Origin of the sequence: Streptococcus sp. 27098_8_82, assembly GCF_041431615.1 — a bacterium.
Classification (GTDB): domain Bacteria; phylum Bacillota; class Bacilli; order Lactobacillales; family Streptococcaceae; genus Streptococcus; species Streptococcus sanguinis_K.
Map to the genome: position 1 here is coordinate 307,985 of NZ_JAPVYB010000003.1, position 23,452 is coordinate 331,436.

The following is a 23,452-nucleotide window of genomic DNA, read 5'->3' on the forward strand; positions in this document are numbered from 1 at the left end:
TATCTGTAAAGAGAGGTTGAGTATGAAACGATATTTTTGTCTCCTATTAGTCTTATTTTCCTGTCTTTGTTTTGGTCAGGTTGTCTCGGCTGTTGACTATGATATTGAATCCTATCAAGGCGATCTGGCCTTGCGTGAGGACAATACAGCTACCTACACAGAGAAAGTAACCTACAAGTTTAATGACGACTATAACGGTCAAATTGTGTCGCTGGGCTCTGCTGGAAAGATGCCCAATGGCTTTGCCATTGATGGGAATCCGACGGTCTCGGTTCTGACGAATGGTGAGCCAGATATGGACATTAACCCCCAAGTCAAAGACTTGGGAGATGGCTATGAGGTCAAAATCTATAATTCAGGAAACGACGGTGACAGAGTTGTTGTTACTGTGACTTGGCAGCTGAGAAATCTCCTTTTTCTTCACAAGGATATTGCTGAGCTCAACTGGACTCCTATCAGCGACTGGGATCAGGGGATAGAAGAAGTCGTTTTGACAGTTTCTGGCTTGAGCAATCCAGATAAGAGCGAGCTTTTTGCTCATAGTGGCTACTTTGGAACCCAGCCTTTCGTGGATAAGGATGGCACCGACTATCTGGTCAAACTCAATGGAATTGGCTCGGGTGATAATGTCGAGCTCCACGGCTATTGGGATCGACAAGCGGTCTCTCTTGTGTCCCAGAATGAAGACGAGAGCGACTACTTGCCAACCTTTAAAGCTCAAGAAGAAAAAATTGCCCGCAAGACGGTCTTTTACCGGCAACTAGGAGAAATTTATATGCCCTTGCTGCTCCTATGTGCCATCCTTGCAGCGGCTATTCTTTATTTTGTCTTTGCCCAGAAGATCAAGCCTAAGCAGTCTTATCCCAAGAATGCCCGTCTATATGAGGCTCCTCAGGACTTGTCTCCTCTTGTCTTGGCGGAAAATATTTACGCGGTGGACATGGAGGATGTCGATCCGACTAGGGGCGGCAAGGCAGTGCTGAACTTTGAAAACATGGTTCAGGCGACTTTGTTAGACTTGCTGGATAGGGGCAATCTCCTCCTGCAGGGAGATGCTGAAAATCCTGTTCTGCAAATAGCGACCTATGATGGACTGGCGGACTTTGAAAGACGTTTTCTGGGCATGGCTTTCAACAAACAATCCCAAGCCAGTGTGAAAGATCTCTTTTCAGCCTATCAAATTTCAGAAGATATTTATAAGCACAAGTCTTCTGCGGATGAGTCCTATATTCGTAACATTGGTAGTAATATCAAGTCCTTATTTACTAACAGTTTGCGCTCCTTATCTAAAGAAGTGCGCTCTGAAGGCAAGCGTTTGGGTCTCTTTAGTCACTACCGGCCTCTTAAAGTTCAGGAAAAGAGATTACTAATTACTGCCATTATTCTAGCTAGTGCTGTTTTGCTGTTTTCTCTTGGATTTTTATTTGTCTACTTGGGCGCTTTTGGAGGCTTTATCTGGATATATATTCCCTTAGCACTGATGGGGCTTGTTTTGATTTGCATTTTTGCTAGTAAGGCGCAGCTTTATTGGCGAGATGGCGTCCTGAATGATGAAGGCGCGCATGATTACTATCTGTGGCGAAGTTTTTCCAATATGCTGCGAGATATTGCTCATCTGGACAATACAGAAATTGAAGGTATTATCCTTTGGAACCGTCTCTTGGTCTATGCGACCCTCTTTGGCTATGCAGATCGTGTCAGCCGTGTCATGGCTCTGCGTCAGATTCGCTTGCAAAATCCATCTATGGACAGCTATGTTCAGGCTAACTTGCACTATGCCTTCTATAGCAGTATGCACAGTTTCTCAAACTACGGCCATGTAGCCACCACAGCCAGCAATTTCTCCGTCTCATCTGGCGGAAGTTCAGGTGGTGGGTTCTCCGGTGGCGGAGGTGGCGGAGGCGGTGGAGCTTTCTAATAGACAAGCCCTCGCCTATCCAGAAAAGTCTTATTACTGGCTTTTCCTAGCATTGAAATTGTGATATAATAAGACCTAATACTCTTTGGGAATTTAAATGTGACTTTCCTTGAGTAAACCCTTGTTTCAGGAGTATTCTATGTTTATCATTGAAATTTTTATCTCTATTATTTACGGAATCATCGAAGGAATCACAGAATGGCTGCCGATTTCCAGTACAGGGCATCTGATTTTGATTCAAGATTTTATCCAGTATAAAAATCAAAGTCCAGCCTTTATGGAAATGTTTAATGTCGTTATCCAGCTGGGAGCTATTTTGGCGGTTGTTGTCATCTATTTTGATAAGCTCAACCCTTTTAAACCAGGCAAGTCAGCACGTCAGGTTCAAAAGACTTGGCAACTTTGGGCTAAGGTCGTCGTGGCAGCCTTGCCGGCTGCTGTTATCGGCTTATTCTTGGATGATTGGTTTGAAGCGCATTTCTACAATCTGGTCTCTGTATCAGTGATGCTGATTGTCTATGGGGCGGCCTTTATCTATCTGGAAAGGCGCGAGCATGAGGAGCCTGCTGTGACAGATTTAGCTTCTCTTCCTTACAAAACTGCCTTGCAAATTGGTCTCTTTCAGATTCTAGCTCTCTTCCCTGGAACTAGCCGTTCTGGTGCCACCATTGTCGGTGGTCTCCTGAATGGTGTCAGTCGTTCTGTCGTGACAGAGTTCACTTTCTATTTGGGGATTCCTATTATGTTTGGCGCTAGTGGCTGGAAAATTCTCAAGTTCATCAAGAATGGGAACAGTCTGGGATTTGGGCAAATCTTTTTGCTCTTAGTTGCCATGGGGGTGGCCTTCGGTGTCAGTCTAGTCGTGATTCGTTTCCTGACAGACTACGTCAAAAAGCATGACTTTACAATTTTTGGGAAATATCGGATTGGCCTAGGCGGCGTGCTTCTGGTTTATGCAGCATTCAAAGCCTTGATGGGATAAAAGGGGGAGATTTTAATGTTTCCCTGACTCTCTCATGTAGTGAAATAAGAAGCTCTCGGAATTTTCTGAGAGTTTTTTCTTGCAACCTCCATTTTCAGACCAATACTAGCTATTTTTTGAAATACGGGGGATTTTTTAGTATAATAGTAGGACTAGAAGTGTATGAGGTAGAGATATGGAAATGAAACAGATTAGTGATTCGACCATAAAAATCACGATTCAGCTGGAAGATTTGGAAGAGCGCGGCATGGAAATGGCCGATTTCTTGGTCCCCCAAGAAAAGACGGAAGAGTTTTTCTATACTATCTTAGATGAGTTGGAAATGCCGGATAATTTTTTGGACAGCGGTATGCTGAGTTTCCGTGTGACGCCTAAGCCAGATAAGGTAGATGTTTTTGTTACCAAGTCTAAATTAGATAAGAATCTGAGTTTTGAGGATTTGGCAGATCTGCCAGACATGGATGAGCTGTCTCATATGTCTCCAGATGAATTCCTCAAGACATTGGAAAAGAGCATTTTTGAAAAGAGTAAGGAAGACATAGAAGCAGTCCAATCTTTGGAAACAGCCGAAGCAGAGGAAGGGGCGCAATTTTCTCAGCAGGCGGCCGATGAGCAGTTGACAGAAAATGCAGAGCGTTACATTTACTATATCCTGCGTTTTGAAGATATTAAGGCTGCTGCGGCCTTTGCCCAGACGGTGGACTATAAGATTGACTTATCAGAGCTTTATAAGCATGATTCTGCTTATTATTTGACGATTTTAGTAGATGTTGAGGGTTTTCCAGAGCGCTATCCAGCTTGGCTCTTGGCCAAGATGCGTGAGTTTGCAGATGATTCAGATATCACTCGGGCGGTGCTTCAGGAGCACGGTCATCTGCTTTTGGTGACAGATGCGGTCTCCGGCCTGCAGAAGGTTGAATGCCTATGATTACTTTTCCGTTAAAGTTTATCTTGGTATTGCTGGGAACTTTTTTTATCGGGGTGATTCTGACGCCCTTGGTTCGGCTCTTAGCCTTTAAGATTGGTGCGGTAGATTATCCCAATGCTCGCCGCATCAATAAAAAGCCCATGCCTAGCAGTGGCGGGCTGGCGATTGTAGCGGCCTTTTCTATCTCTACTCTGCTCTTGATGCCACAGATTGTTGCTGTAGATTTTTTTGGACAGACCTATTTTGATTATGTTTGGCCGGTCGTGATTGGTGGTTTGATTATTGCCTTTACAGGGCTGGTCGATGATATCAAAGAGCTGTCGCCTATGCTGAAAATGGGGGGAATTGTTCTAGCGGCCAGCCTAATCTGGTGGCTGACGGATTTCCGATTGGATGATTTTAAGCTTCCTTTTGGCGGACCTTTCCTGCATTTTGAGCCTTGGCTGTCCTATATTTTGACAGTGGTGTGGATTATTTCTATCACCAATGCGGTTAATTTGATTGACGGTCTGGATGGTCTGGTGAGTGGGGTGTCCATCATCTCCTTGGTAACGATGGGGATTGTTTCTTACTTCTTTTTGCCCCAGCACAATCTCTTTTTGACCCTGACAATTTTCGTCTTGGTCTTGTCAATTGCGGGTTTTTTCCCTTACAATTACCACCCGGCTATCATCTATCTTGGTGATACGGGGGCTCTCTTCATCGGCTTTATGATTGCCGTCTTGTCCTTGCAAGGGCTAAAAAATGCGACGGCTGTTGCGGTGGTGACGCCTATGATTATCTTAGGAGTGCCGATTACGGATACTTTTCTGGCGATTATCCGCCGTACTCTATCTGGTCAGAAATTCTACACGCCTGACAAGCATCATCTTCATCACAGACTCTTATCCTTGGGATTGACCCACCGCGGGACAGTGCTGGTTATCTACGGGATTTCGCTGGTCTTTGCCATGATTTCTCTCTTGTTGAATGTTTCCAGTCGAATTGGTGGCGTGCTCTTGATGATAGGCTTACTTCTGGGTGTTGAGCTCTTTGCTGAGCTGGTCGGAGTTTTGGGGCCTAATCGTACTCCTTTGCTCAATATTCTCCGCTTTATTGGCAACTCCTACTACCGTGAGGAAGTTCGGCGGAAATGGCGTCAAAAGAGGAATAAATAAGAATAGCTCTAAACAAAATAAAAGCCTTTTGGGCTTTTTTTTGGTATACTAAAGTATGTAAATCAGCTAAGCAAAGAAAGGAAAAAGAAATGTCTGTCTTAGAAATTAAAGATCTTCATGTTGAAATCGAAGGGAAAAAAATTCTCAAAGGGGTGAATCTCACTCTGAAAACGGGAGAGGTCGCAGCTATTATGGGCCCAAATGGAACAGGGAAGTCCACCTTGTCTGCAGCAATTATGGGCAATCCTAACTACGAAGTGACTCAAGGAGAAGTGCTTTTTGATGGAGTCAATATCTTAGAATTGGAAGTGGATGAGCGTGCTCGCATGGGACTCTTCCTGGCTATGCAGTACCCTAGTGAAATTCCTGGTATTACTAATGCAGAGTTTCTACGTGCAGCTATGAATGCTGGCAAAGAAGATGAGGAAAAAATCTCTGTCCGCGACTTTATCATGAAGCTGGATGAAAAGATGGAACTGCTCAACATGAAAGAAGAAATGGCTGAGCGCTACCTCAATGAAGGTTTCTCCGGTGGTGAAAAGAAGCGTAACGAAATCCTGCAGTTGCTCATGCTTGAGCCGACTTTTGCGCTCTTGGATGAGATTGACTCGGGACTGGATATCGATGCTCTTAAGGTTGTGTCCAAAGGGGTTAATGCTATGCGCGGTGAGGGCTTTGGTGCTATGATTATCACTCACTACCAACGCCTGCTCAACTATATCACTCCAGATGTGGTTCATGTCATGATGGATGGTAAAGTCGTTCTTTCTGGCGGTCCTGAATTGGCAGTCCGCTTGGAGAAAGAAGGCTATGCTAAATTGGCTGAAGAGTTGGGCTTCACCTATACCGAAGAAGCCTAGTCAAACATTCTTTTGACTTTTATAAAAGATAGGAGAATGACATGACTAAAGAATTGATTCAAGAATTTTCACAGCTACATGCAGAGCCAGATTGGCTCTTTCAACTGCGCCAGCAGGCCTTTGATAAAATTGACCAGTTAGAATTGCCGCGTATTGAGCGGGTTAAATTTCATCGCTGGAATCTGGGAGACGGCCGTATTTCAGAGAGTGAGCCGCTGACAAGTGTTCCAGACTTTACAGCTTTAGATGACAATCTCAAGCTTGTTCAGTTGGGAACTCAGACTGTTCTGGAGCAATTGCCGGCTGATTTAGCTGCGCAAGGCGTGATTTTTACTGATTTTCACACAGCTTTGGAAGAAATTCCAGAGCTGGTAGAGAAGCATTTTATGTCTGCTGTCAAGTATGACGAGGACAAATTGGCGGCTTACCACACTGCCTATTTCAACAGCGGAGCAGTTCTTTATGTACCGGACAATGTTGAGATTGACCAGCCGATTGAAGGAATTTTTTATCAGGATAGCGAAAGCGATGTTCCTTTTAACAAGCATATTTTGATTATCGCAGGCAAGCATTCCAAGGTTAACTACTTGGAACGCTTGGAAACTTACGGTGAGGGCTCTGTTCCCGTAACAGCTAATATCACTGTCGAAGTTATTGCTCAGGCTGGAGCTCAGATTAAGTTTTCAGCAATTGACCGCTTGGGCGAAAATGTCACAGCTTATATCAGCCGTCGCGGTAAGCTGGACAACGATGCTATGATTGATTGGGCTATTGGCGTTATGAACGAAGGCAATGTCGTGGCTGACTTTGATAGTGACCTCTATGGCAAGGGTAGCCATGCGGATATGAAAGTGGTGGCTCTCTCAAGCGGTAAGCAGGTTCAGGGGATTGATACCCGCGTAACTAACTATGGCTGCAACTCTATCGGAAATATCCTGCAGCACGGGGTTATCCTGGAAAAAGGAACCTTGACCTTCAATGGTATCGGACATATTATCAAAGGGGCTAAGGGAGCAGATGCCCAGCAGGAAAGCCGGGTTCTCATGCTGTCTGACCAAGCGCGCTCAGATGCTAATCCCATCCTTTTGATTGATGAAAATGATGTGACAGCTGGTCACGCGGCTTCTATCGGTCAGGTGGATCCAGAAGATATGTACTACCTCATGAGTCGGGGTCTTGATAAGGCGACAGCAGAGCGCTTGGTCGTGCGTGGCTTCTTGGGCTCAGTGATTGTGGAAATCCCTGTTAAAGAAGTTCGTGATGAAATGATTGAAAATATCGATATTATTCTCGCAAAAAGATAAAAAGCTGGGCCTTGTCCCGTATAAGTAGATAGGAGTCTTCATGTCCATGTTTAATGCAGAAGCAATCAAGCAAGATTTTCCCATTTTGGACCAAATTGTCAATGATGAGCCTTTGGTTTATTTGGACAATGCGGCGACAACTCAGAAACCCAAGCAGGTGCTGACGGCTATCGAAGACTACTATTTTAGAGACAATGCCAATGTCCACCGCGGTGTGCATACGCTAGCTGAGCGGGCGACAGCAGCTTATGAAGCAGCCAGGGAAAGAGTTCGTTCTTTTATCAATGCGGCTTCTAGCAGAGAGGTTCTCTTTACACGAGGAACCACGACGAGTCTCAATTGGGTGGCTCAGTTTGCAGCTGAAAGGCTGCAGCCTGGTGATGAAGTGATGATTTCTATCATGGAGCACCATTCCAATGTCATTCCCTGGCAGGAGGCTTGTAGGAAGACCGGAGCCAAGTTAGTCTATGTCTATCTCAAGGATGGTGCTCTGGATATGGAGGATTTCCGTGCCAAGCTCAATGAGCGGACCAAGTTGGTCTCTCTGGCTCATGCTTCTAATGTCCTCGGTGTCATCAATCCCATCAAGGAGATTGCCCAGCTGGTTCATCAGCAAGGAGCATTTTTGGTGGTGGACGGGGCTCAATCCATTCCGCACATGAGGATTGATGTGCAGGATTTGGATGTAGACTTCTTCGCCTTTTCGGGGCATAAGATGGCAGGCCCGACTGGTATCGGGGTTCTCTATGGCAAGGAAGAGCTGCTAGAGCAGATGTCGCCAGTCGAGTTCGGCGGCGAAATGATTGATTTTGTCTATGAGCAGGAAGCGACCTGGAAGGAGCTTCCGTGGAAGTTTGAGGCCGGCACTCCAAATATGGCAGGAGCAATCGGTCTTGCGGCGGCCATTGAATATTTGGAAGAATTGGGCATGGATGCCATTGCTCAGCATGAGCAGGACCTGATTGCCTATGTATTTCCTAAGTTGCAGGCTGTGGAAGGCTTGACCATTTATGGCTCTCAGGATTTGGCCCAGCGTTCGGGCGTGATTGCCTTTAACCTGGATGGTCTCCATCCGCATGATGTCGCGACAGCTCTGGACTACGAAGGAGTGGCTGTTCGGGCGGGTCACCATTGTGCCCAGCCTTTGCTCACCTATCTACAGGTGCCAGCGACTGTGCGTGCTAGCTTTTATATCTATAATACCTATGCAGATTGTGACAAGCTGGTAGATGCTTTAGAAAAGACAAAGGAGTTTTTCAATGGCGCTTTCTAAGTTAGACAGTCTTTACAAGGCGGTTGTGACCGACCACTCGGCTCACCCCCATCATCATGGGAAACTGGAAGATGTGGAGCAAGTAGTTCTCAATAATCCGACCTGTGGCGATGTTATCAGCCTGTCTGTGAAGTTTAATGCGGAAGATAAGATTGAGGATATTGCTTTTGTGAATTCCGGCTGTACCATTTCAACGGCTTCAGCCAGCATGATGACAGATGCGGTTCTGGGCAAGACAAAAGAGCAGGCGCTGGAATTAGCAGAAGTTTTCTCGCAGATGGTTCAGGGTCAAGAAGACAGTCGCCAGAAAGAATTGGGAGATGGAGCCTTTTTAGCAGGCGTTGCCAAATTCCCGCAGCGAATTAAGTGTGCGACCTTGGGTTGGAATGCCCTCAAGCGAGCAATTGAAGAAGATAAAAAGTAAGAATGTGAAAGGAAATTATGTCAGAAGAAAGAGTAGAACCAAAACCGATTGATCTCGGTGAATACAAGTTTGGTTTCCATGACGATGTTGAACCTGTTCTCTCGACAGGGAAAGGGCTGAATGAAGCGGTCATTCGTGAGCTTTCTGCAGCCAAGGATGAACCAGAGTGGATGCTGGATTTCCGCCTCAAATCCTACGAGGCTTTCAAGAAGATGCCGATGCAGACTTGGGGGCCGGATTTGTCAGAAATTAATTTTGATGACTTGATTTATTACCAAAAGGCTTCTGATAAGCCTGCTAGAAGCTGGGATGAAGTGCCTGAGAAGATTAAGGAAACCTTTGAGAAGATTGGGATCCCAGAAGCAGAGAGAGCTTATCTCGCTGGTGCGGCGGCCCAGTATGAATCAGAAGTGGTCTACCACAATATGAAGGAAGAGTTCCAAAAGCTAGGAATCGTTTTCACGGATACCGACTCAGCTCTAAAGGAATATCCAGAGCTCTTCAAGCAGTATTTTGCTAAGCTGGTTCCTCCGACAGATAACAAGCTAGCAGCTCTCAACTCCGCCGTCTGGTCAGGTGGTACCTTCATATATGTTCCAAAAGGTGTCAAGGTAGATGTTCCTTTGCAGACTTATTTCCGGATTAACAATGAAAATTCGGGTCAGTTTGAGCGGACTTTGATTATCGTTGATGAGGGTGCTAGCGTCCATTATGTAGAAGGATGTACTGCTCCGACTTATTCCAGCAATAGCTTGCATGCTGCGATTGTTGAAATTTTTGCCCTCGATGGGGCCTATATGCGCTACACCACTATTCAAAACTGGTCCGATAATGTATACAACCTCGTGACCAAGCGGGCGCGGGCTATGAAAGATGCGACAGTTGAGTGGATTGACGGGAACCTCGGTGCGAAAACGACTATGAAATATCCGTCTGTCTATCTGGATGGACCTGGAGCGCGTGGAACTATGCTTTCCATTGCCTTTGCCAATACCAATCAGCACCAAGATACAGGGGCTAAGATGATTCACAATGCTCCGCATACCAGCTCATCTATCGTGTCTAAGTCTATTGCTAAGGGCGGAGGTAAAGTGGATTACCGCGGTCAAGTGACCTTTGGAAAGAATTCACAGAAATCTGTCAGCCATATTGAGTGTGATACGATTATCATGGATGATATTTCGGCATCAGATACCATTCCCTTTAATGAAATTCATAACTCTCAGGTGGCTCTGGAGCATGAGGCCAAGGTTTCTAAGATTTCCGAAGAGCAGCTCTACTATCTCATGAGCCGTGGCTTGTCCGAATCCGAAGCCACCGAAATGATTGTCATGGGCTTTGTCGAGCCATTTACTAAAGAACTGCCTATGGAGTATGCTGTTGAGCTTAACCGCCTTATCAGCTATGAAATGGAAGGATCAGTTGGGTAAAAAGAGCTAATAGTGTTTGGTTGATTTTAGTAATGAAAGAAAACATTGGCTTATCTGGAGGTTAGAATGGGGTTTTTAAACCGTTTATTTGGTAAGGTAGAAGAAGTTAATAAGGGGGAGGCGATGATAGAGGAATTGAACCAATCCTTTGCTCCTATTCTTGAAGAAGAGGCGGACAACTACTGGTTTCAAATGGAACAAAATATTTTGATAAATGCTGTTAAGGCAGCGGGTGGACCCGATAAGGTGGAGCGTGCTTTTGTTCTTGTTAATTTTAAACAGGGACAGGAAACATTCGAACTATATTATCAAGTTGATGGGAAACTAATATCGTGGAGAGAAATGGATTCGGATGTACTGAAAAAGCTTGAGAATCAGCTTATTCCTCAAGCGCCAGAAGTAGCGCGTGCGGTTAATTCTGAGTATAAAGATGCAGGTGTTCCTTTAATTGATTATGCTATGCTTCAGTTTGAAACTCAAACGATGGCTTGGTTTGGTCGTAAGATTATGACTGTTTCACCAGAATCGAGTCTCACTTTTCAAGAATTAGCAGCTGGTTGGTGGGCTGTCTTGGAAGAGGCAATTCCAACACATCCGTTAGACAGTGATAGTGCTTTGCCCTACTTCGAAATTTAATTGTTTTCTTCTTAATCAAAACATATAAAACAACCGCGAATCATTTGATTCGCGGTTGTTTTTATAATTTCTCGTTAACATAGCGGACAAAGTCATTCCACCAGACCTTGAAGAAGATACTTTTTTCTACCTCTTGGCCTGCCACCATCGTGACAGAAGGCGCTTTGTTTTCCAGATAACCTTGGCCGATTGGCTCAGGGTCGGTATAGGTCAAGGTTCCGAGCTCAGTATTTTTTTTCAGCGGAGCTTGGAAGCCTTTTTCGTTGGTGGAAAATTCCACCTTGTGCTCAGCCTGATTGGCGATGCGCTCAATGATGGTGAAATCCTTTCTGGCAACGGCTGGAACGGTCTTTTGCTTGCCGTCAATAACGGTTGACTTGCTTTTATTGTAGGCCTCCCCCTCAGCCACAATAGTCGTCTGGGTGAAGTTTTGCGAAACATAGTTCATTAAAGACGCTGTGGCTACAAAGCGTGCGTAGGGGTCGCCGTCAGTTTGCTCAACGTCCAGCACAACTGTAATCATGCGGATGCCATTTTCAGTAGTCGTCGCAACAAAGGAAGAGCCACCCTTATCCGAACTGCCGGCTTTGAGTCCGTCTACACCTGAGCGGAAGTTGGACTGGTTTTCCAACATGAAGTTATAATTTTCCAGACTCGTCCCTGCAATTTTAGCTGTGGACTTGGAAGTGATGTCTGTCACTTGAGGGAAGTCCATAATCAGATGCCGGCTGATAACAGCCAAGTCGTAGGCACTGAATTTATTTTCAGTGTCCTTGCTTTTTTTAGATGTGCTAGCTGAGGCGCTATACTCTGTTTCTTCAGTTGCGTATTCTAGAAGAAGAGTATTCAGCCCTGTGGAGTTCACAATAGTAGCATCTTTGATTCCCCATTCTTTAAGCTTAGCCTTCATCATTTCGACGAAATTTTCTTCGCTGCCTCCAACCTTCTCAGCCAAGGCAATCGTGGCACTGTTGGAGCTGGACATCAAGGAAGCGGCAATCAAGTCTTTGACTTTGTAACGTTTGGCTTCCAAAGGGACATTGCTGATATTTGGATTAGATGTTAGATTGTAGGCGTAGTCTGAGATATCAACATAGGTATCGGCAGTCAGGTCTCCTCTGTCAATGGCTTCATAGACCAGATAGACGGTCAAAAGATTGGTGATGGAGCCGACTTCGATTGGAGTATTAGCATCTTTTTCGTAGAGAATCTTTCCAGAAGTAGCGTCCACAGCCATTGCACTCTTAGCGGCAATGTTGAAATCATCTGCTGCAACCTTGCTGGCGGTCATTCCGACCAAAACTAGTAAACATAGGAATAATCGTTTCATTTCTTTCCCCTAAAACAAGATATAACCATTGTATCATAAAATTCTCTTTTCTTTTATAAATCAAGGATAATAAAAGATTACAAAATAAATGTAAAGAAAAGTAGAGCAATCTCTTTTAAAAGATTTTTTATAAAAGCATCTTTCACAAAATCTCACAAAATAGAAAAATATTTGAAAAAACACAGTTAAACGGACTGAAAAATAGAAAATTATTATTTTTTTACATAAAGCGTTTGTTTTTATAAAAAAATATTGTATAATAATACAATATAAATTGAGAAGGAGAATGCTCATGAAAAAATCAAAATGGTTGGCCATTGCTGGACTAACAGTCGTGTCAACACTAATCTTAGCTGCTTGTGGAAATTCCAACGCAAGCAATACCTATTCTTATGTCTATTCGAATGACCCTGATACTTTGGACTATGTCAATTCAAATCGAGCTACTACTTCTGATGTTATTGCAAACTTGGTGGATGGCCTTTTAGAAAATGATGAATATGGCAATCTGGTTCCATCTATTGCGGAAGACTGGACTGTTTCAAAGGACGGTCTGACCTATACCTATAAGCTTCGCAAAGATGCTAAATGGTATACATCAGACGGTGAAGAATACTCAGAGGTTAAAGCTCAAGACTTTGTCACTGGTTTGAAGCATGCGGCAGATGAAAAATCAGAAGCTCTTCCAATCGTCCAAAGCTCTATCAAAGGCTTGGATGCCTATGTCAAGGGTGAGTCAAATGACTTTTCAACCGTCGGTGTCAAGGCTGTCGATGACTATACGGTTGAGTATACTCTTAACCAGCCAGAAAGTTATTGGAACTCTAAAACTACTATGGGGATTCTGTTCCCAATCAATGAGGATTTCTTAAAGTCACAAGGCAAAGATTTTGGGACCGTAAAACCTTCCTCTATTCTTTATAATGGCCCTTATGTTCTGAAAGCATTCACTTCTAAGTCTGTCATTGAATATGCTAAAAACCTGAACTATTGGGATAAGGACAATGTCAAGGTTGAAAATATAAAACTGACTTATTTTGATGGTTCGGATCAGGAATCCTTGATCCGCAACTTCTCAGACGGGGCTTATTCTCAAGCACGGCTTTACCCTACGAGCTCTAACTACGCTTCTGTAGAAAAGCAATACAAAGATAATATTATCTTCTCACCGCAGAATTCAACTAGTTTCTATTTTGCTTTCAATCTGAATCGTAAGACTTATAATCATTCGTCTAAGACATCAGATGCTCAAAAGGCATCAACTACAGCGGCTATTCAAAATAAAGACTTCCGTCAGGCAATCAACTTTGCCTTTGACCGGACATCTTTTGGAGCTCAGATGAATGGTAAAGATGGGGCGACTAAACTCATCCGTAGCTTACTTGTTCCTCCTAGCTTCGTGCAGGTTGATGGCAAAGACTTTTCAGATGTAGTAGAGAGCAAACTTCCTACATACGGTGATGAGTGGAGCGGTGTCAAACTGACAGATGCCCAAGACAGCATCTACAATGCTGACAAGGCCAAGGCTGAGTTTGCTAAGGCTAAGGAAGCCTTGCAAGCAGAAGGTGTTGAATTCCCGATTCATATCGATATCCCTGTGGATCAGACTGACAAAGTCTTAGTGCAGCGGACTAACTCTTTCAAACAGTCTGTTGAAGCAGCACTCGGTCAGGACAATGTCGTCATTGATGTTCAGCAAATGTCTACAGATGACTTTGATAACTCTGCCTACTTTGCAGAAACAGCAGCTCAGAAAGACTACGATCTCAACATGTCTGGCTGGTCAGCAGACTACCAAGATCCATCAACTTATCTGAATATCTTTAACCCTGAAACAGGTGATGCTGCAGATAATATTGGTATAGAAAAAGGGAAAAATGCTGATGTGGCAAATAAGGTTGGCTTGAATGAATACAAGGCTTTGCTGGATGAAGCTGATCAAGAAAAACAAGATACAGATGCTCGTTACACCAAGTACGCAGCAGCTCAGGCTTGGTTGACGGATAGCTCCATTGTTATTCCTAGTGTTTCTGGTGGTGGTTCACCAGTCGTTCAGAAGGTTGTGCCATTTACCAAGTCTTACTCTTATGTCGGAATTAAAGGAGATGCCTATGTCTTTAAGAACATGGAGCTCCAAAATGATATTGTGACAGCCAAAGATTATGAAGCAGCTCTTAAGAAATGGGAAAAAGAAAAGGAAGCATCCAATAAAAAAGCCCAAGAAGGGCTAGAAAAACATATCAAATAAGGTTTTGAACAGCAAAAGTTTGTCTCATTGTGGCTGTCCTGAATTAAGTTATTTAGTTGAGAGAACATTTTTGTTCTCTCTTTTTTTATATCGGCCTCCATTGCATTGAAGCGTTTACATCCTGTCGCAGAAGTGCTATAATGAAAGTAATCTTAATGAAAACTGGAGGAAGTTTATGAAAACATCTAAGTTAGCTGCTGCGACTGGGCTTGTCATTCTCTCTGCAGGAATTTTGGCTGCCTGTTCGTTTGGTGGCTCCAATTCATCTGGGAAAAACTATAGCTATGTTTATACCGCAGATCCAGATACGCTGGATTACACAGTGTCCAATAAACGGGCAACCAATGAGATTATGGCTAATGTAGTGGATGGTTTGCTAGAAAGCGATAAGTATGGTAACTTAGTGCCTTCTCTAGCGGAAGATTGGACCGTTTCAAAGGATGGTCTGACCTATACTTATAAGCTTCGTGAGGGAGTGAAATGGTATACTTCTGATGGTGAAGAGTATGCAGATGTGACTGCTAAGGACTTTGTGACCAGTCTAAAGCATGCTGCTGACAGCAAGTCTGATGGTCTCTATATCGTTCAAAAATCTATTAAAGGCTTGGACGACTATGTCAATGGTAAAATAACTGACTTCTCCCAAGTTGGTGTTAAGGCGGTGGATGATTCTACTGTTCAGTATACTTTGAATCAGCCAGAAAGTTTCTGGAATTCTAAGACAACCATGGGGATTCTTTTCCCAATTAACGAAGAATTCCTGAAATCAAAAGGTGACAAGTTTGCTCAGGGAACGGATCCGACCAGTGTCCTCTATAACGGTCCGTTTATCTTGAAATCTATCACTTCGAAATCTCAAATTAGCTTAGAGAAGAATCCAAACTATTGGGATAAGGAAAAGGTAAAAATTGACACTGTCAAATTCTCTTACTATGATGGTCAAGATACAGAATCTCTGGTGCGTGGCTTCTCTGACGGTAACTACACCATTGCTCGTCTTTTCCCAAATAGCTCCAACTTTGCCAGTGTGAAGAAACAGTATGGCGATAATATCGTCTACACGCCTCAAGGTTCAGGAACCTTCGTCGTTACAACTAATATTGACCGTCAGTCTTACGAGCATACCTCCAAGACAACGGATGCACAGAAATCTTCCACTAAGAAAGCACTGCTCAATAAAGATTTCCGTCAGGCTCTGCTTTTTGCCTTTGACCGTACTGCCTATTCTGCACAAACCAATGGCGAAGAGGCAGCAGACAAGCAACTTCGTAATACCTTTGTTCCGCCAACCTTTGTTCAAGCTAATGGTAAAGAGTTCGGCAGCATTGTAGAAGAAAATCTGGCTAGCTATGGTGATGAGTGGAAGGGAGTCAAATTAGACGACGCTCAGGATGGTCTTTATAACCCAGAAAAAGCTAAGGCAGAATTTGCCAAAGCTAAAGAAGCGCTGCAGGCAGAAGGAGTGGAATTCCCAATCCATCTGGATATTCCGGTTAGCTCAGCAGATACCAATGGCGTTAAGAGTGTTCAGTCACTGAAGCAGTCTATTGAAGCCAACCTTGGCTCTGACAATGTAGTGATTGATATTCAGCAGATGACAGATGATGAGTTGAATAACATCACCTACTTTGCGACCTCGGCATCTCAAGAAGACTGGGACTTGAATAATAATCTTGGCTGGAGCCCAGATTATAACGATCCATCTTCTTATTTGGAAATCACTGGCTCTAAGACTGGTGAGAATGTTGACGGCTACTTTGGATTTGATCCTGGTACAGACAATGCGGCAGCTAAAGAGGCTGGTTTTGAAGAGTATGATAAACTCTTGGAAGACGCTGCTTCAGAAAACGAGGATATTAACAAACGTTACGAAAAATATGCAGCAGCTCAAGCTTGGCTGACAGACAGTGCCCTGTTGATGCCGGCATGGTCATCTGGTGCAACACCAAGTGTCCGTAAGGTTGTTCCGTTCTCAGGACCATTTGCTTGGACTGGAAACAAGGGTGAATACAGCTTTAAATATGTTGAAATCCAAGATAAACCAATAACGACTAAAGAATATGAAAAAGCGCGTGAAAAATGGGCAAAAGAAAAGGAAGAATCCAATAAAAAAGCTCAAGCAGAACTCGCAGAACATATTAAATAAAGAAAGAAAATCCCATTGTAGCTACAGTGGGATTTTTGATGATTTTAGAGGCGGAATGGGCGAGGCTAATGTTGTCTAATCCTAGATGACAGACATGCAGGAAGTCTGATTACATAAACATCTGAGGGTGTTAGTGAGCTAACTTAATATTCTGAAAATTTATTTTACTTTTAGTACTATCTATGCTATAATCTTAATTAAATCTAAAAATCTAAAAGATGGAGAAACCCATATGAAACAAAGCAAAGTCCTTGCGTTAGCAGGAGTAACTCTTCTTGCGGCTGGCTTTCTTGCAGCTTGCTCAGGCTCTAAGCCAAACACAAAATCAGGCAGTTCTAACACCTTTAATTATATCTACGAGACAGATCCTGAAAACTTGAACTATCTCACTTCAAGTAAAGCTGCTACAACAGACTTGACAGCAAATGTCATTGACGGTCTTTTAGAAAACGACCAATATGGAAACTTAGTTCCTTCAATGGCAGAGGAATGGACTGTATCACCAGATGGGAAGACCTATACATACAAGCTTCGCAAAGATGCTAAGTGGTATACTTCTGAAGGTGAAGAGTACGCAGATGTGACAGCAGAAGACTTTGTCACAGGTCTTAAGTATGCGGCAGACAATAAATCTGAAACAATCTACTTGGTTCAGGATTCTGTAAAAGGGCTTAAGGACTATATTTCTGGGAAGATTGATTTCTCAGAAGTAGGAATCAAAGCAGTTGATGATCATACCGTTGAGTATACTCTTAATGAGCCAGAAAGTTTCTGGAACTCTAAGACTACAATGGGAATTCTCTACCCAGTAAACAAAGACTTTTTGGAAAACCAAGGTGATAAGTTCGCTCAAGCAACTGATCCAACAAGCTTGCTTTACAACGGACCTTTCTTGCTCAAATCATTGACTTCAAAATCTGAAATCCAATTTGAGAAGAATCCTAATTATTGGGACAAAGAAAATGTTCACGTAGATGCAGTTAAACTCTCTTTCTATGATGGACAAGATCAAGGAAAACCTGCTGAGCAGTTCAGCCAAGGCGCATTGACAACAGCCAGACTTTTCCCAACTAGTGCGACTTATGAAAAGGTTGAAAAAGACTTTAAAGATAATATCGTCTATACACCTCAAGATGCCTCAACTTTCTTAGTAGGTACTAACATTGATCGCCAGTCTTATAATCATACGGCTAAGACATCAGAAGTTCAAAAGACTTCAACTAAGAAAGCCTTGCTTAACAAGGACTTCCGTCAGGCTTTGACCTTTGCCTTCAATCGTGAGTCCTATGCATCTCAGATTAATGGTAAGGACGGAGCAGACAAACTTCTTCGTAACCTTTACATCCCACCTACATTTGTGCAGGCTGGTGACAAGTCCTTCGGTGACTTAGTTAAGGAAAAAGTAGTAACTTATGGCGACGAATGGAAAGACGTTGACTTCTCAGATGGTCAAGATGGTCTCTATAACGAGAACAAAGCAAAGGCTGAATTCGCTAAAGCAAAAGAAGCTTTGAAAGCTGATGGAGTGGAATTCCCAATTCATCTGGACATTCCGGTTGATCAAACAGCTACTTCTAAAGTACAGCGCGTTCAATCCCTCAAGCAATCCATTGAGAAGACTTTGGGAACAGATAATGTTGTGATTGATGTTCACCAATTGTCTAAGGATGAAGTGACTAACATTACCTTGTTTGCTCCTTCTGCTGCTGAAGAGGACTGGGATATTTCAGATAATGTCGGCTGGTCTCCGGACTATCAAGATCCATCTACCTATCTTGATGTTATCAAACCTGGTGGTGAAAACACCAAGACCTTCTTAGGATTTGATGGCACAGATAATGCCGCAGCGAAACAAGTTGGTTTGGATGAATATACCAAGCTGGTTGACGAAGCTGGTGCAGAAAAGCAAGATTTGAACAAGCGTTATGAAAAATATGCGGCTGCTCAGGCTTGGCTGACTGATAGTGCTTTGTTGATTCCGGTAACTTCTAGAACAGGTCGTCCAACCTTGACTAAGGTAGTGCCTTTCTCAGCACCGTTTGCTTGGTCTGGTGCTAAGGCGCGTGAAGCAGCAAGTTATAAATACATGAAATTGCAGGATGAGCCTGTAACGACAAAAGATTATAATAGCGCTCAGGAAAAATGGAATAAAGAACGTGCGGAATCTAATAAAAAAGCTCAAGAAGAATTAGCAGACCACGTGAAATAAGCTTGCTAAGAGAACTTTCTCTAATAGAGGAGAAAGTTCTTTTGGAATTTAAAGGAAACGATAAATGAAAAAATATATTTTTATGCGTATCTTACGCTCAATTGTGTCGATTTTCTTGGTGACGACCCTGACTTATGCCATTATCTATACTATGGTGCCAAGAAGGTTGATTTTCAAGCAGGATCCTAACTATAATAAGATAGCGACCAATAAAGATAAAAAGACTAACTATGAAAACACTATCTTTGAGCGGATGGGCTACATTGACTATTATGATACAAAGGAACTGCAGGAGAAAGCCAGCAAGGAAGATTCTTCTGTTACCACAGAAGCTACTGAAGCAAACGAGAAGATTTATCAGAAGTATATTGATAAACTCGGTAATGGCTGGAAATTGCAGAAATTTCCACTGAGCGGAGAATTCTACGCTGTACGTGAAGTACCTGTGTATGAACGTGTCTTTGAGTTCTATGCTAATTTGATTCAAATTGACCATCCAAATGTTATCCAAGATGAGGAAAATCCAAACCTAGAGCGTTATATCCGGTTTGAAAATGATCCATCTGTTGGCTGGTCTCTTGTGGGTTCTGGTACCAAGCATAAATATTTGCTTTACTTTAATGGTCAGTTCCCATTTGTCCACCAGAACTTTATCACCTTTAATTTAGGGAATTCTTATCCAACCTATGCCAATATCCCTGTTCTGCAGGTTATTACACAAGGGCAAGGACAAACTAAGTCTTCCGAAGTTCAATTCCCAACAGGTAAAAAGACATCGTCTGTAAATATCTATTCTCGTACCTATAAGACGCCAAGCAAAGCCGATTCACAGGACATTGCTAAGTTTGGTAAGGGAGATGCCTATACGGCGACTCAAAGCAACTATCAAAATCCATCCATGATTACCAGCTCAGCCATTATCGGTTTGATTGGTGTGGCTCTGTCTTATCTGATTGCTATTCCACTCGGTTCTTACATGGCTCGACTCAAAAACACATGGTTTGATAGCATTTCTACAGCGGGCTTGACCTTTATGATGTCACTGCCAACCATCGCCTTGGTCTACATCGTCCGTTTGGCTGGCTCTGCTGTCGGTCTTCCAGACTCCTTCCCAATCTTGGGAGCGGGAGATTGGCGTTCTTATGTCTTGCCAGCTGTTATCCTAGGCCTTTTGAGTGCTCCTTGGACAGCTGTTTGGATTCGCCGGTATATGATTGACTTGCAGTCTCAGGACTTTGTCCGCTTTGCGCGTGCTAAGGGACTCTCTGAAAAAGAAATTTCTAACAAGCACATCTTTAAAAACGCTATGGTGCCGCTGGTATCTAGTATCCCAGCTTCTATCGTTGGTGTTATTGCAGGTGCGACTCTGACAGAAACTGTCTTTGCCTTTCCTGGTATGGGTAAGATGCTGATTGATTCTGTTAAGGCATCCAATAACTCTATGGTTGTTGGTCTTGTATTCATCTTCACATGTCTGTCTATCTTTGCTCTCTTGCTGGGTGACATTCTGATGACTGTACTGGACCCACGTATTAAGTTAACATCAAAAGGAGGTAAATAATGGCTACAATTGATAAAAGCAAATTCCAATTTGTCAAACGTGACGATTTTGCCTCTGAAACGATTGATGCTCCAGCCTATTCTTACTGGAAATCAGTCATGCGTCAATTTCTGAAAAAGAAATCAACCATTACCATGCTGGGGATTCTGATTGCCATTATTCTCATGAGCTTCATTTATCCTATGTTTTCAAACTTCGACTTTAATGACGTGAGCAAGGTAAACGACTTTAGCATGCGTTACATCAAACCAAGTTCTCAATACTGGTTTGGAACGGATAGTAATGGTAAGTCTCTCTTTGATGGTGTTTGGTTTGGTGCTCGTAACTCTATTCTTATTTCGATTATTGCGACGGTTATTAATCTGGCCATCGGAGTCATCATCGGCGGTATCTGGGGAATTTCCAAAACAGTTGACCGTGTCATGATGGAAATCTACAATATCATTTCAAATATCCCAGCCCTCTTGATTGTCATTGTCTTGACCTACTCTATCGGTGCTGGTTTCTGGAATCTTATTTTTGCCATGACGATTACTGGTTGGGTCGGTATTGCCTACACTATCCGTGTGCAGATTATGCGCTATCGGGATTTGGAATACAACCTTGCCTCTCGTACCCTTGGTACACCGACTCTAAAGATTGTTACGAAGAATATTATGCCGCAGTTGGTATCTGTTATCGTGACTACCACTTCACAGATGTTGCCAAGCTTTATCTCTTACGAAGCCTTTCTGTCCTTCTTTGGATTAGGTCTTCCTGTAACAGTGCCAAGTTTGGGACGCCTGATTTCAGATTATTCTCAAAATGTGACGACGAATGCCTACCTCTTTTGGATTCCACTCACAACTCTGATTTTGGTATCTCTTACCTTCTTCGTAGTTGGTCAAAACTTAGCCGACGCCAGCGATCCACGTACACATAGATAGGAGTAAATATGACAAAGAATGAAAATGTAATATTGACTGCTCGCGATATTGTCGTGGAATTTGATGTTCGCGACCGAGTTTTAACAGCCATTCGCGGAGTCTCTCTGGACTTGATTGAAGGTGAAGTACTGGCTATTGTTGGTGAATCAGGCTCAGGAAAGTCTGTCTTGACCAAGACCTTTACTGGTATGTTAGAAGAAAATGGCCGTGTGGCCAAAGGAACTATTGACTACCGCGGCAAAGATTTGACAACTCTTCGTAGTAATAAGGATTGGGAGCCAATTCGCGGTGCAAAAATTGCGACTATTTTCCAAGATCCGATGACGAGCTTGGATCCCATTAATACGATTGGAAGCCAAATTACAGAAGTCATAATCAAGCACCAAGGGAAATCAGCTAAAGAAGCTAAAAAAATGGCCATTGACTATATGAGTAAGGTCGGGATTCCAGATGCGGAAAAACGTTTCGAAGAATATCCTTTCCAATACTCAGGTGGTATGCGTCAGCGGATTGTTATTGCTATTGCCTTGGCTTGCCGTCCTGATATTCTTATCTGTGATGAGCCGACAACGGCCCTTGATGTAACGATTCAAGCGCAGATCATTGACTTGCTCAAATCCTTGCAGCAAGAATATCATTTCACAACCATCTTTATTACGCACGACCTTGGTGTTGTGGCTAGTATTGCAGATAAGGTTGCGGTCATGTATGCCGGTGAAATTGTAGAATACGGTACAGTTGAAGAAATCTTCTACGAGCCAAAACATCCTTATACATGGAGTTTGCTATCCAGTTTACCTCAGTTGGCAGATGCGAATGGTGCGCTCTACTCGATTCCTGGTACTCCACCGTCACTTTATTCACCAATCAAAGGGGATGCCTTTGCTTTGCGTTCTGACTATGCCATGTCAATTGACTTTGAAGAAGAAGCACCGGCTTTCAAGGTCTCAGATACTCATTGGGCTAAGACTTGGTTGCTGCACGAAGATGCGCCTAAGGTTGATAAACCAGAGATTATCGAAAACCTACATGAAAAAATTCGTTCGAAAATGGGCTTCAATCAATTAGAAGCTTAGGAGGAAGGAAATGACTGAAAAATTAGTTGAAATTAAAGATTTAGAAATTTCCTTCGGCGAAGGAAGTAAGAAATTTGTAGCAGTAAAAAACGCAAATTTCTTCATTAACAAGGGAGAAACTTTCTCTCTTGTAGGAGAATCAGGCTCTGGTAAGACTACTATTGGTCGAGCTATTATCGGCCTTAATGATACCAGTGCAGGAGATATCTTCTATGAAGGCAAAAAGATTAATGGTAAAAAGTCAAAAGCAGAAGAAGCGGACTTGATTCGCAAGATTCAGATGATTTTCCAAGACCCGGCTGCCAGTCTGAATGAACGTGCAACGGTTGACTATATCATATCTGAGGGTCTCTATAATTACCATTTGTTTGATAGTGAAGAAGACCGTCAAAGAAAAGTCAAAGATATCATCAATGAAGTTGGCTTGTTGGCTGAGCATTTAACTCGCTATCCTCACGAATTCTCTGGTGGACAGCGTCAACGGATCGGGATTGCTCGTGCTTTGGTCATGCAACCAGACTTCGTTATTGCTGATGAGCCGATTTCTGCCTTGGACGTATCTGTTCGGGCTCAGGTTTTGAATCTTTTGAAAAAATTTCAAAAAGAGCTTGGCTTGACCTACCTGTTTATTGCCCATGACCTTTCGGTAGTTCGTTTTATTTCTGATCGTATCGCCGTGATTTACAAAGGTGTCATTGTAGAAGTGGCAGAGACAGAGGAATTGTTCAACCATCCTGTCCACCCCTATACACAATCCTTGCTCTCGGCTGTTCCAATACCAGACCCAATCTTGGAGCGTAAAAAAGTGTTGAAGGTCTATGATCCTGAACAGCACGATTATTCAGTTGATAAACCAGAAATGGCAGAGATTCGTCCGGGACACTATGTCTGGGCTAATAAAGCTGAACTCGAAAAGTATAAACAAGAACAAAAATAGAAAAAATGTCCGAAAGGGCATTTTTTGCGCCTTTAAAAGAAAGAATGTAGGTCAATTTACCAGCCTCAAAGGTATGCAAAACAATCCATCAATTTAAAAATAATATT

General features: G+C 43.1%; 18 protein-coding genes. 17 read left to right on the forward strand and 1 reads right to left on the reverse strand.

Annotated features, from left to right (window positions below; genetic code table 11):
• Positions 1-22: 22 nt before the first annotated feature.
• From O3627_RS07680 to O3627_RS07725, 10 genes are all read left to right on the forward strand, one after another.
• Positions 23-1,918, forward strand: a complete 1,896-nt coding sequence (locus O3627_RS07680) for a DUF2207 domain-containing protein (RefSeq protein ID WP_023917189.1) — start codon at positions 23-25, stop codon at positions 1,916-1,918.
• Between the two features lie 139 nt (positions 1,919-2,057).
• The gene (locus O3627_RS07685; protein WP_060976599.1) at positions 2,058-2,900 is read left to right on the forward strand and encodes an undecaprenyl-diphosphate phosphatase; all 843 of its coding nucleotides are present in this window, start codon (positions 2,058-2,060) and stop codon (positions 2,898-2,900) included.
• Between the two features lie 175 nt (positions 2,901-3,075).
• Entirely contained in the window at positions 3,076-3,828 is a 753-nt protein-coding gene (gene mecA, locus O3627_RS07690; RefSeq protein ID WP_048774117.1) for an adaptor protein MecA, read from the forward strand.
• The gene (locus O3627_RS07695) at positions 3,819-4,985 is read left to right on the forward strand and encodes a glycosyltransferase family 4 protein (protein WP_060976600.1); all 1,167 of its coding nucleotides are present in this window, start codon (positions 3,819-3,821) and stop codon (positions 4,983-4,985) included. The genes mecA and O3627_RS07695 overlap by 10 nt, the downstream gene beginning before the upstream one ends.
• 89 nt (positions 4,986-5,074) lie before the next feature.
• Positions 5,075-5,845 (forward strand): Fe-S cluster assembly ATPase SufC, encoded by a 771-nt coding sequence (gene sufC / locus O3627_RS07700; RefSeq protein ID WP_002893635.1) that lies wholly within the window; start codon positions 5,075-5,077, stop codon positions 5,843-5,845.
• Positions 5,846-5,886: 41 nt separating this feature from the next.
• The gene (gene sufD / locus O3627_RS07705; RefSeq protein WP_343092105.1) at positions 5,887-7,149 is read left to right on the forward strand and encodes a Fe-S cluster assembly protein SufD; all 1,263 of its coding nucleotides are present in this window, start codon (positions 5,887-5,889) and stop codon (positions 7,147-7,149) included.
• A 40-nt stretch (positions 7,150-7,189) separates the two neighbouring features.
• A complete protein-coding gene (locus tag O3627_RS07710) occupies positions 7,190-8,422 on the forward strand; it encodes a cysteine desulfurase (protein WP_343092106.1) in 1,233 nt (410 codons plus the stop codon).
• Positions 8,409-8,846: a Fe-S cluster assembly sulfur transfer protein SufU gene (gene sufU, locus O3627_RS07715; protein ID WP_002908076.1), complete on the forward strand. Its 438-nt coding sequence runs from the start codon at positions 8,409-8,411 to the stop codon at positions 8,844-8,846. The genes O3627_RS07710 and sufU overlap by 14 nt, the downstream gene beginning before the upstream one ends.
• Positions 8,847-8,863: 17 nt before the next feature.
• Complete coding sequence (gene sufB, locus O3627_RS07720) at positions 8,864-10,276, forward strand: Fe-S cluster assembly protein SufB (RefSeq protein WP_002893631.1); 1,413 nt, start codon at positions 8,864-8,866, stop codon at positions 10,274-10,276.
• Positions 10,277-10,342: 66 nt separating this feature from the next.
• Positions 10,343-10,912 (forward strand): hypothetical protein, encoded by a 570-nt coding sequence (locus tag O3627_RS07725; RefSeq protein WP_125382496.1) that lies wholly within the window; start codon positions 10,343-10,345, stop codon positions 10,910-10,912.
• A gap of 61 nt (positions 10,913-10,973) precedes the next feature.
• On the opposite strand, the gene pbp3 is transcribed toward O3627_RS07725, so the two are convergent.
• Positions 10,974-12,242 carry a D-alanyl-D-alanine carboxypeptidase PBP3 gene (gene pbp3, locus O3627_RS07730; RefSeq protein WP_002925889.1) on the reverse strand — a complete coding sequence of 423 codons (1,269 nt, stop codon included), beginning with the start codon at positions 12,240-12,242 and terminating at the stop codon, positions 10,974-10,976.
• A gap of 292 nt (positions 12,243-12,534) precedes the next feature.
• Here pbp3 and O3627_RS07735 point away from each other — a divergent pair, with 292 nt between their 5' ends.
• The 7 genes from O3627_RS07735 to O3627_RS07765 all read left to right on the forward strand — a co-directional run bounded on the left by O3627_RS07735 (position 12,535) and on the right by O3627_RS07765 (position 23,345).
• Positions 12,535-14,490, forward strand: a complete 1,956-nt coding sequence (locus O3627_RS07735) for a peptide ABC transporter substrate-binding protein (protein ID WP_343092107.1) — start codon at positions 12,535-12,537, stop codon at positions 14,488-14,490.
• Between the two features lie 175 nt (positions 14,491-14,665).
• Entirely contained in the window at positions 14,666-16,636 is a 1,971-nt protein-coding gene (locus tag O3627_RS07740) for a peptide ABC transporter substrate-binding protein (RefSeq protein WP_343092108.1), read from the forward strand.
• Positions 16,637-16,868: 232 nt separating this feature from the next.
• On the forward strand, positions 16,869-18,845 hold the full coding sequence (locus O3627_RS07745; protein ID WP_111675347.1) for a peptide ABC transporter substrate-binding protein: 1,977 nt from the start codon (positions 16,869-16,871) through the stop codon (positions 18,843-18,845).
• Positions 18,846-18,909: 64 nt separating this feature from the next.
• Positions 18,910-20,406: an ABC transporter permease gene (locus O3627_RS07750; protein WP_002902452.1), complete on the forward strand. Its 1,497-nt coding sequence runs from the start codon at positions 18,910-18,912 to the stop codon at positions 20,404-20,406.
• The gene (gene oppC, locus O3627_RS07755) at positions 20,406-21,332 is read left to right on the forward strand and encodes an oligopeptide ABC transporter permease OppC (protein ID WP_002893621.1); all 927 of its coding nucleotides are present in this window, start codon (positions 20,406-20,408) and stop codon (positions 21,330-21,332) included. Before O3627_RS07750 ends, oppC begins: the two co-directional genes overlap by 1 nt.
• Positions 21,333-21,340: 8 nt before the next feature.
• Entirely contained in the window at positions 21,341-22,408 is a 1,068-nt protein-coding gene (locus tag O3627_RS07760; RefSeq protein ID WP_002901221.1) for an ABC transporter ATP-binding protein, read from the forward strand.
• Positions 22,409-22,418: 10 nt separating this feature from the next.
• Positions 22,419-23,345, forward strand: coding sequence for an ATP-binding cassette domain-containing protein (locus tag O3627_RS07765; protein WP_002922228.1), 927 nt, complete (start codon positions 22,419-22,421; stop codon positions 23,343-23,345).
• Positions 23,346-23,452 lie beyond the last annotated feature (107 nt).

Coding starts and splice junctions, on each gene's coding strand:
- sufB (WP_002893631.1), top strand. CDS start 8,864: ATGTCAGAAGAAAGAGTAGAACCAAAACCGATTGATCTCGGTGAATAC.
- O3627_RS07725 (WP_125382496.1), top strand. CDS start 10,343: ATGGGGTTTTTAAACCGTTTATTTGGTAAGGTAGAAGAAGTTAATAAG.
- sufC (WP_002893635.1), top strand. CDS start 5,075: ATGTCTGTCTTAGAAATTAAAGATCTTCATGTTGAAATCGAAGGGAAA.
- oppC (WP_002893621.1), top strand. CDS start 20,406: ATGGCTACAATTGATAAAAGCAAATTCCAATTTGTCAAACGTGACGAT.
- O3627_RS07710 (WP_343092106.1), top strand. CDS start 7,190: ATGTCCATGTTTAATGCAGAAGCAATCAAGCAAGATTTTCCCATTTTG.
- O3627_RS07695 (WP_060976600.1), top strand. CDS start 3,819: ATGCCTATGATTACTTTTCCGTTAAAGTTTATCTTGGTATTGCTGGGA.
- O3627_RS07680 (WP_023917189.1), top strand. CDS start 23: ATGAAACGATATTTTTGTCTCCTATTAGTCTTATTTTCCTGTCTTTGT.
- O3627_RS07745 (WP_111675347.1), top strand. CDS start 16,869: ATGAAACAAAGCAAAGTCCTTGCGTTAGCAGGAGTAACTCTTCTTGCG.
- O3627_RS07735 (WP_343092107.1), top strand. CDS start 12,535: ATGAAAAAATCAAAATGGTTGGCCATTGCTGGACTAACAGTCGTGTCA.
- sufD (WP_343092105.1), top strand. CDS start 5,887: ATGACTAAAGAATTGATTCAAGAATTTTCACAGCTACATGCAGAGCCA.
- sufU (WP_002908076.1), top strand. CDS start 8,409: ATGGCGCTTTCTAAGTTAGACAGTCTTTACAAGGCGGTTGTGACCGAC.
- O3627_RS07765 (WP_002922228.1), top strand. CDS start 22,419: ATGACTGAAAAATTAGTTGAAATTAAAGATTTAGAAATTTCCTTCGGC.
- pbp3 (WP_002925889.1), bottom strand. CDS start 12,242: ATGAAACGATTATTCCTATGTTTACTAGTTTTGGTCGGAATGACCGCC.
- O3627_RS07760 (WP_002901221.1), top strand. CDS start 21,341: ATGACAAAGAATGAAAATGTAATATTGACTGCTCGCGATATTGTCGTG.
- O3627_RS07740 (WP_343092108.1), top strand. CDS start 14,666: ATGAAAACATCTAAGTTAGCTGCTGCGACTGGGCTTGTCATTCTCTCT.
- O3627_RS07750 (WP_002902452.1), top strand. CDS start 18,910: ATGAAAAAATATATTTTTATGCGTATCTTACGCTCAATTGTGTCGATT.
- mecA (WP_048774117.1), top strand. CDS start 3,076: ATGGAAATGAAACAGATTAGTGATTCGACCATAAAAATCACGATTCAG.
- O3627_RS07685 (WP_060976599.1), top strand. CDS start 2,058: ATGTTTATCATTGAAATTTTTATCTCTATTATTTACGGAATCATCGAA.